An 8,447-nucleotide genomic window follows, 5' to 3' on the forward strand; every position below is an offset into this window, starting at 1 on the left:
AGTCATCGGCTACAAGAAGGTCGCCCGCCGGGTGTGCGACGGTGAGTGCTACGTGTCCGCGACGACGACGCTGCCGACCGGCAAGGCCGGTACTCTGAGCCGGGATGCCTACCATTTCGGATCAATGCGTGGGCAAGGGCCTGGGCCGACCAGGGAGCAGCCTGCCTCCTCAGTGAGCTTCGGGCTGCTCGCCGGGCCCGACGAGGCCCTCCTCGTGCAGGTGGTTGGCCAGTTGAACACGAGACTGCACGCCGAGCTTCGCGAAGATGGATCTTGCTTGGGTGCCCACCGTGTTGATGGAGACTCCCAACCGCGACGCGGCGGCCTTGTTCGTGTAGCCGGCGCTGATCAAGACGGCAACCCGCTGTTCGGCCGGCGTGAGCGCCGTCCAGCCGCGGGTCTGCTCAGCGGGCAGCATCTTCCACTTGGCGCTGTCGGCACCGGCGTCGCGCATCAGCCGCTCCACCGTTGCACGGTGAGCCCGGGCATCCGCCAGGTCGTATTCATCCCAGGCACGGTCGAGTTGGGCGATTCCGTCGTCATGGCGGCCGGCCGCGAGCAGTGCACGCCCGTATGCGGCGGCTCCTCCACCGCGCAGAAGCGGCCTGGGGCTCGCTTGCAGGACGCTTGCGGCCCGCGCCAGCATGTCGAGGTCGTTGTCTCGAACACCGCGCAGTTGCAGTGCGATGCCCTCGAAGCTGGCTACACCCGGGTTGCGCCGGGCGGACTGCGACGCGGCCTCGACGACCTCTGCGGCGAAGTCCTGGTTTCGGGGCTGGCCGCCGAATTCATAGAACATACCGAGCCAGCACGGCCACAACGGCCAGTAATGAAAGGCGGCCCCGGCGCCCCGCAGCACCGGGGCCAGGGTCCGCATGGACGCGTGGAGGTCGCCTTGGCGGCCGGCGAGCCAGCCGCTCATGACGGCGATCCAGGGTTCACGCACCGCCGGATCCGCTCCGGTGAGCTTGTCCACCGCTGCCAGTTGCGCGGCCGCCCTGTCGAGGTCGTCACGCAGCAGTGCCACTCCGGTGCGGACCACATGTGCGTCAAGGACGTAGAGGTTCGTGCCGAGCTGATGGCCCAGGTCGGCTACCGCCGCGGCGCCTGCCTCCGCGTCGTCGAGCTTGCAGAGGAGGAAGTCGTGCCACATTTGCGCGCTCTGCAGACCGGGCAGCATGTCGAGGCGTCCGCCGCCGAGCAGCCGGGCCTGGTCGAGCAGGGCCTGGGCGTCGGCATAGCGGTCCAGCAGCTGCAGCGAGGTGACCTCTTCCGCAAGGAAGGCGGAGCCGCTCACCACCCGCTGTTCACGGAAGTTCCGAAGCGCGATCCCGTGCCGACCCTCGTTACGGGCCGTCTCCCCGAGCGCCTGAAGGGCGAGCACGAGAGCTTCCCGGTCTCCTGAGGCACGGGCCTGCTCTGCGGCTTCTGCCGCCTCCTTCGCCGCGGTCTCGCCGGCGTCTGCCCGGGTCAGCGCCAGTGCGTATGCGGCACGGAGTCGTGAGTTCGTGCCCGGTTTCAGAGCGGTGCTCGCCAGTACACGCTCAAGGCGCTGCGTGAGTTCCGTGACGCGGCCGCTCAGCCACAGAGCGCGAGCGGCATCGACGTGCACTTGGCCGACGATGTCGCTGTCGTCCTGGCTGGCGATGACGAGGTCGGCGACAGCGATCGCCTCGCGCACACGCTGGGTACGGGCCAGTACGGTCAGGCAGCGCAGGCTTATAGCCAGCCATTCCGGCTGGCTGGGGTTCAGCGCGCGGAAAGCGAGCGTGGCCAGGTCTCCGGCGTCGTCACTGCTGAGCCCGAGCCCGGACAATCGCTCGGCGGCGGCAACCAGAACGTGCACGACCGCAAGGTCGCCAGGTTCCACGGCCAACCGGGCATGCGCGGCAGCGGTCAGGGGATCCCCCGCTTCGTTGAGGTAGTAGGTCGCCAAGCGGGTGTGCAGGTCGCGCATGACCTTCCGAGGCAGCGTCTCACGGACCGCCGCCCCAACGAGATCGTGGCGCATCGAAAGCCCCTGCTCGGTCGCCGATACGAGGCGGGTGGCCAACGCAGCCGGTATCGCAGAACCGGCACTTGGCAGCAGGGCGACGAGATCCCGCATCGGCATCGGCCGTCCCGCGGTGGCAAGCACCTCCACCAGGTCTCGCACGTGCCTGTCCATCGCTGATACCTGCTGGGCGACCGCCGTCTGGAACTCGGCCACGAGAGTGGCCTTGTCGTCACCGTGCGCATGCGCTCGGGCCACGGAGTCGATCATCTGTTCCACGAACAACGGATTACCGCCGGTTGCAGTGAGGTACCGACGAGTCTCCGCATCCGGCACGTACCCGAGCCGGTCCCGTGCGACAGACGTCACTTCTGATCCGCCGAGCGGCCCGAGCTGCTCGTGCACCACTCGAATCGCTTCGTGACCAGTGAAGTCGTCGAACGGTTCGTCGCGGCTGGTCAGCACCCAGGCGACCGGCAGGCCGGCGAGCCGTGGCACCAGGGTGCGGATAAGGAAGCGGCTCGCCGCATCGGCCCATTGCACGTCATCTATCGCGATCAGCACAGGGCCTCGCGCGGCCACTTCCTCGAAACGGTCCGCGAGCAGCAGCGGCTCGTCAGCGTCCCCGACGATCTGGGCGAATTCGTCCGCGGTCAGTAGCGGTTTTGGACCGGACCGCAGGAGACCCAGAAATGCCGCGCCGGGCCGGATCTGCTCGATCTCATCGCATTTGCTGCGGGCGACCCGCAGAGACATGGCTGCAGCCTGCGCGCAGAGCTCGGACATCACCGCGGTCTTGCCGATCCCGGCCGGGCCGGAGATCAACAGGACAGAGCTTGTCTCGTGCTGCTTGACCGCTCTCACACCGCTCAGCAGTCGTGCAAGCGCCTCCCCGCGGCCACGCAAAGGCTTCGCTCTCACTGGATCACCTCGCGGCCATAAGTCCGAGCAAGCTACGTCACCAGGGGCGTGCAGTCGCCATGGGGTGACGTGCCAGCAATGATATCGACTCTCGGCACACCGTTGATCCACTTTCGGGTTGGTGAAGCCGGTGGTTGCAGGTCAGGTGCGCTATGGCAGCACTTTCGGTACGGGACACAGGCACCTGCCGCCCCCCATTCCGTCGGCTGTGGGTGCGAGTCCCGCCGGTATCGCCAGGACATGCCTCTGACGAATCGCTCTTGCAGGTTCTCGAAACTGCTCCACTGGCGCCGTCAGCAGTGCCGCAGCGGGCGCAGGGCTTGAAGGAGGCGGGGTTCTTCTTGAAGCAGGTCTCACACAGGGGACCGTTGACCGTTCGGGCCTTGACGGGCACGGTTCGGCTGCAGTCCAGGCAGGGTTCTCTCAATCGCATGCAGTTTTCGCAGCGTGGCATGCCACTGGCGATGCCGAAGCATGGCCGTTCATGCCCGCAGAGCGAGCAGATGGCGGTCGGTGGCCGGTAGCAGGTGTCACAGAGCGGGCCGGTCGGGCTGTTCCGTCTGATGATCGGCCGGAGCTGGCCGCAACCGGAGCATTCTTCGTGGTTGATCGGGTCAGCCCGGTCACAGTGGTTGCAGATTGGTTGTCCGTCGGCGGTGCGGCGGGCAACGGGGGAACGACGCCTGCAACGGGAGCAGTTGACGGCCTTGGTGGCGTTGTAGCAGGTCGGGCAGACGCTCACCTCTCCGATAGTGTTGCCGAGCGTCACGTTTGTGCGGCCGCAGCGGGGACAGGGCGGGCGGACTATGGCTTGCGCTCCGGCGTCCCGGAGAGCCCGACTTCGTCGTCACCGTCCGCCACGGCCGCCACGGCTCCCTGGGACCGATGCGCGAGGACCTGGAGGCCAACCCCGAGCAGCTGGCGAAGGGCCCGTCGGCCGTCCTGCACGCCATAGCCGACCATGTGGTCGACGACTACCTCACCGTCACCGACGCCCTCCAGGACGACATCGACGAGGTCGAGACCGAGGTCTTCTCTTCGCACGGCTCCCAGACCGCGGACGCCGGCCGTATCTGCGTGAGGGCCCGCGGGTACTCGGTCGGAGTGACTGGAGGTGCAGCCTCCTTCCTGCCTCTGCCGGGCCGGATGCTGGGCCTGACAGCGCCAACTGACCAAGCACGCCAGGTCGTCGAGACCATGACCCGTGCCGGCGCCGGCGGCCTCGAGGCGCTGGGCAGGTCGGCCGTCCACACCGCCGGGACCGTGGGGCCGGCGGCGGTCAAGACGGTCGGCGGGCTGACGGCTGGGGTGACGAGGGCTGGTCTGCGAGCTGCCGGGGGGAGCGTGCGCGTCGCGGTGTCGACCGCACGGCAAGGGACCTCGACGGCCGCGGGGATATCCGGGCGGACGGTGCGCGCGGGGCGTACTTTGGTCGATCTTCATCCGAGACGGCACACGCGTCGCCTGTGGACCGGGCACGGGCGTGCGCACATCGAGGTGCGGGGGCTCGAACGCGGTGGCAGCAGGCGGGAGCGGCTGGCCGGCGCCGTGACCACATCACTGCGCGGGCTGAGCGGGGTGCGGTGGGCCGAGGCCAAGGCGGTCACCGGCCAGGTCCTGCTGTCGTTCGACGAACGCAGGGTCGGCCTCGACCGGCTCCTGGACACGGTCAAGGCGGTGGAAGAGGCCCAGGGCGTGCAGACGAGGACTTCGCCTGGGCGCAGCCGGTCACGCCGGGCGATGACGCGCCCGTAGCCGCTGCGGTGACCGAGTTGCTGGTCGACTGCGCGGCCGTGGCCGCCGGGGTCGTCCAGCGGGTCTTCCGTCTGCCGGTGCTGCCGCGCGTGGTGCCCGCCGCGGTGGCTGCGCTGGAGCTGGAACGGGAGCTCCGCAGGCCGCTGATGCGCCGCATCGGGCCGATACAGACCGATCTGCTGCTGTCGCCGGCGCCACCGTCAACGGACTGTGCGCCGGCAGCGGCATGCCCGCCGTCGACGCCGTGAACCGACTGCTGCTGCTCGGCGAGATCCGCGCCCGGCACCAGGTGTGGGAGCGGCGCGAGAAGGACTTGTGCTCGGGCCCGGACTGCGTACCGCACACCCGGCCGGCACGGCATCTGCGCGCCAGGGCCCGGCCAGCCGGGGCCCGTGGAGCAGTGGGAGGGACGACTGGCCCCCATCGCCCCGCTCACCGCCGCCGCGGACCTCGCACTGAGGGGCAGTCCCGGACGTGCGGCGGACGCGCTGCTCGCCACCGTACCCAGGGCCGCCCGTTACGGCCGGGAGGGCTTCGCCGCCACGGTCGGACGCCAGCTGGCCCGCCACGACGTCGTACCGCTCGACCCGTCGGCGCTGCGTTTGCTCGACACGGTCTCTGCCGTGGTGATCGACTCGGCGGTGCTGGACGGTCGGCAGGCGCCGAAAGGGCGGGCGTCCGGATGCGCTCGCGGTGCCGGTGCTGGCCGCGGCACGCTCCACCGGGGCGCACGTCCTGCTCACCGACGACGAGCACGTCCACGACCTGCTGGCCCCGACCGACCAGGTCCTCGACCGGTGAACGCCTCACCGACCGCGTGTGCGCGTTGCGGGACCAGGGCGAGGGCGTCCTGGTGATCTCCGGGTCGGACGTGGAAGCGCTGGCCGCCGCCGACATCGCGGTCGCCGTCCCCGACGCACCAGGCTCCGAGGCGTCCTGGTCGGCGGACCTGGTCTGCCCGGACGGCCTGGAAAACGCCTGGCGCATCCTGCGCGCGGTGCCCGCGGCGCGCGCTGTCTCCGCACGCAGCGTCCAGCTGGCACTGGCGGGATCCGTTACCGGAACGCTGCTTGCCCTCGTCGGTCCAAAGCGCGCCGCTTTCCATGCCCTGACACCGGTGCACGCCGCGAGCTTGCTCGCCCTGCGGTGGGCCGCTACGACCGCACACCTCACCACTCGGTCCGAGCCGACCGTAGGCCCGTAGATCGAGGTCTCACTGCTGCACATGAATTCGTAGACCCGTGAGCCCACGGGCTCTACGCTGGGCGGCAGCCGTCTCGGTGGACTCCCCCGTGCCACCGAGACGGCCTTCGCGCGTTCCCCGCAGCGCTTACCGCTGTGACCAAGCCGGCCGGGTCCAACCCCTCCGCCCCGACCGGGGATGCACCAGTGCGGGCGCGGAGCATGCGGCACCGCACGGGCCGCTGCGACGCAGAAGCTCAGCGTGCAGTGACACGGGGGGCCATCGGTGACATCCCGGTTCAGGGCACTGGCCCGGTGTTCGGCACGGCTGGCTGCTGGTGTCCCGCGGCCGCGTGCACAAGTGGGCTTGATGCGTGGTGTTCGAAGCGGTCTTGCTGTGCTCCGGCTCGCCGTACGCGACGGCTCGGCGCGGTGCCGCCGGTGTGGTGGCGGCGCTTGTCGGCCTCAGCCGCGTGACCCTGCGTGTGCACTGGCCCTCGGACGTGGTCGGCGGATGGCTGTTCGGGTACGGCTGGCTGCCCGCGGCGGAGTGGGCGCGCCATACCCGCATCCGCGGCACCGGCGGTGGACAGATGCGCGCAGCCCTCCGCTGCGGGTAGTAGGGGGACCACCTCGGCTTCGCCGTCCGCTCTGCCCTGACCGACCACGCCCGCGCCGCGTTGCAACAAAGCCCTTCAACGCCGGTCATGAGTGGACGAAGAGTCAACTCATTGTCAGCCCGCCCAGGCCAGGTTGTGCGCCAGTTCGGACGAAGTCATCCGGCAGTGATCGGGGCATGCCGTTCTGCCGGGTCCAATGGGACTGTTGCGCGATGCCGTCCCGGAGGGGGGTCTGACTCATGAGATCTATGACCGAAGTGTCCAGTCACGGACCTGTCGACCGTCGTTGCGGGATGGTGCCTGCTGGTACCGAGCCACAGGGCGTGTCCCTATAGGGGCCTTGCCGACTTCCAGGCGCCATCACGGTTCAGACCGCCCGAGCGGGCCGGTGCCGTCGATCCAGCACGTCATCACGTGAGAGGCGAACCATCATGACGAGCCGACAGCGCAGCACCTCCTCGAGCACAGATCCTCCCGTTCGGCGGGAGGTCGTCCTGGGCGTGGACACGCACGGCGAGGTGCATGTCGCGGCCGTGGTCTCCCCGTTGGGGAAGGTCCTGGGCACCGAGTCCTTTCCGGCGACGGCGGCTGGCTACCGTCAATTGCTGGTCTGGGCACGCAAGCGGGGGACGGTGCGCCGGGCCGGTGTGGAGGGCACCGGCACTTTCGGCGCGGGCCTGTCCCGCTACCTGCTTGGGCAGCAGGTCGAGGTGTATGAGGTGAACCGACCCGACCGCTCGGCCCGCCGGCTGCTCGGGAAGTCGGACCCGCTCGACGCTCAGGCCGCCGCGCGGGCCGTGCTCAATGGTCGCGCCCGGGCGCGGGCCAAGTCCGGCGACGGTCCGTTGCACAGCGCCCGGTTGTTCAAGCTCGCCAAGGACTCCGCGGTCAAGGCCCGTACTCAGGCGATCAACCAGCTCAAGGCCGTTCTGGTAATCGCTGATCCCGCCCTGCGGGAACAGCTGTCGAGCCTCGGCAATGCCGAGCTGTTCCGCACCTGCGCGGGCCTCGCCCCGCACGACGGTGGGGGAGACGAGGACGCGGTGGCCGAGGCCACCCACCTGACGTTGCGCATGCTCGCCGAGCGCATCGAGCAGCTCACCGCTCAGATCGACGAGCTGAACCAACGCCTGACCCGGCTCGTCGAACGCCATGCCCCACAGTTGCTCGAACCGGTGGGCATCGGCCCGGACAGCGCCGTCACTCTCCTGATCACCATGGGAGACAACCCCGAGCGACTGAACACCGAGGCGTCCTTTGCTGCCCTTTGCGGAGTCAGCCCCATCGAGTACTCCTCCGGCCGTCGGAGCACGCGTCGGCTCAACTACGGCGGCGATCGGCAGGCCAACGCGGCCCTGCACCGCATCGTCTTCACCCGCCTGCGCCACGACCCGCGCACCCGGGCGTACTACGAACGCCGCACCCAGGAAGGCAAGACCCGACGCGAGATCATCCGATGCCTCAAGCGATACGCAGCCCGCGAGGTATTCAACCTGGTCAGACCGGTTGCCCGCACACCCGCGTTATAGGGGCGTCGGTGATACGGCGAAGCCCCGTCGGAAACATCACGACGGGGCTTCCGCATGGAGGGGGCTATGACAGAGTGCGGCGTCCGGCAGCACGGGCACTGACGCTTGGACTCCCGGCTCTGGAGCACCGGGAGCAAGGATGCCGGGCGTGGTAGGGCCTGGCCGACCGCACGGCACACACGTTCGCTCAGCTCGCCGAACGGCTTTGCCTTCGCGAATATGGCGAGTCCCTCGACTGGCCAGTGTGCCTTCAGAGCGCGACCAGGAGGCGGTGTCCAAACCATCGACGGAAGATCGCGGTGCCCCGTTATAGGGGCAGTGCGGCCAGCGTTGCTGCCGTGGGGCGGGGGGGGGGGGGGCGGGGCGCCGCCCCCCCCCCCCCCGCCGCGCGCGCGGCGCGTCGAGACCGGGGGGGGGCGGGGGGCGGGCGGGCGCTGTGGTTTTGGA

General features: G+C 69.7%; 5 protein-coding genes and 1 pseudogene. 5 read left to right on the top strand and 1 reads right to left on the bottom strand.

Going from position 1 to position 8,447, the window contains the following annotated elements:
* Positions 1–169: 169 nt before the first annotated feature.
* Positions 170–2,914 carry an AAA family ATPase gene (locus ACIBJF_RS06340; RefSeq protein ID WP_399172555.1) on the bottom strand — a complete coding sequence of 915 codons (2,745 nt, stop codon included), beginning with the start codon at positions 2,912–2,914 and terminating at the stop codon, positions 170–172.
* An 837-nt stretch (positions 2,915–3,751) separates the two neighbouring features.
* Here ACIBJF_RS06340 and ACIBJF_RS06345 point away from each other — a divergent pair.
* The 5 genes and pseudogenes from ACIBJF_RS06345 to ACIBJF_RS06365 all read left to right on the top strand — a co-directional run.
* Positions 3,752–3,988: pseudogene (locus tag ACIBJF_RS06345) on the top strand (CorA family divalent cation transporter); the annotation flags it as partial.
* Between the two features lie 689 nt (positions 3,989–4,677).
* A complete protein-coding gene (locus ACIBJF_RS06350) occupies positions 4,678–4,917 on the top strand; it encodes a hypothetical protein (RefSeq protein WP_399172556.1) in 240 nt (79 codons plus the stop codon).
* Between the two features lie 569 nt (positions 4,918–5,486).
* Entirely contained in the window at positions 5,487–5,873 is a 387-nt protein-coding gene (locus ACIBJF_RS06355) for a hypothetical protein (RefSeq protein WP_399172557.1), read from the top strand.
* Between the two features lie 352 nt (positions 5,874–6,225).
* Positions 6,226–6,471 (top strand): phosphatase PAP2 family protein, encoded by a 246-nt coding sequence (locus ACIBJF_RS06360; RefSeq protein WP_399172558.1) that lies wholly within the window; start codon positions 6,226–6,228, stop codon positions 6,469–6,471.
* 500 nt (positions 6,472–6,971) lie between these two features.
* Complete coding sequence (locus ACIBJF_RS06365) at positions 6,972–8,000, top strand: IS110 family transposase (RefSeq protein ID WP_399172559.1); 1,029 nt, start codon at positions 6,972–6,974, stop codon at positions 7,998–8,000.
* Positions 8,001–8,447: the final 447 nt, after the last annotated feature.

This window comes from Streptomyces sp. NPDC050743, from assembly GCF_044456925.1.
Lineage (GTDB): Bacteria > Actinomycetota > Actinomycetes > Streptomycetales > Streptomycetaceae > Streptomyces.